1 protein-coding gene is annotated in these 958 nt (G+C 47.7%); it reads left to right on the forward strand.

What is annotated here, in order from left to right; genetic code table 11:
- The coding region (locus tag R7Q46_RS25505; protein WP_411978770.1) for a FlgK family flagellar hook-associated protein at positions 1-958 on the forward strand (958 nt) is incomplete at both ends.

Below are 958 nucleotides of genomic sequence, written 5' to 3' on the forward strand. Positions count from 1 at the left end.
GGTGGTTCTACCTACGGCATGGGTGTGCATGTGGAAAATGTTCGCCGCTCGTGGGACCAATTTGCCGTTAATGAACTCAACCTGTCCTCTACAAGCAATGCGAATAAAACGGATACCCAAGATAACTTAGACATGCTTTCTAGCATGTTGAGCTCTGTTGCATCGAAGAAGATCCCAGAAAACCTCAACGAGTGGTTTGATGCTGTGAAAACCATGGCAGACACACCAAACGATTTAGGTGCGCGTAAAGTTGTGTTGGAAAAGGCAAAAATCTTTTCAGACACATTAAACGACTTTCACGAAACGGTGCGACTGCAGTCAGACGTAACCAATAAAAAATTGGACATGGGCATTGAGCGCATTAACCAACTGGCGCTAGAAATTCGTGACATTCACCGCTTGATGATGCGCACTCCTGGTCCACATAACGATTTGATGGATCAGCATGAAAAGCTGATTACTGAGCTGTCCGAATACACTAAGGTCACCGTGACCCCACGTAAAAACGCTGAAGGTTTCAACGTGCACATCGGCAATGGTCATACCTTGGTGTCGGGCACAGAGGCAAGCCAATTAAAAATGATTGATGGCTACCCAGACGTGCACCAACGACGTCTAGCGATGGTCGAAGGCGATGGCATTAAAGCGATTAAGGCCGACGACATGGACGGCAAAATCGGCGCGCTACTCGACATGCGTGACAAACACATTCCGCAACTGCTGGATGAAATGGGGCGCTTAGCTACCGGATTCTCTTACAAGGTCAACCAACTGCAATCGCAAGGTTTGGATCTCAACGGCAAAATCGGTAAAGACGTTTTTACCGATGTGAATTCTGAGCTGGTGGCTAAATCACGAGTGTTTACTGCACCAAACTCGAAAGCGGACGTTGCCGTTTATGTCGATGATATTTCGGCGTTGAAAGGTGGCGAATATGCGCTGCGCTTCGATGGTGATC

It is taken from the genome of Vibrio sp. 811 (assembly GCF_033339195.1).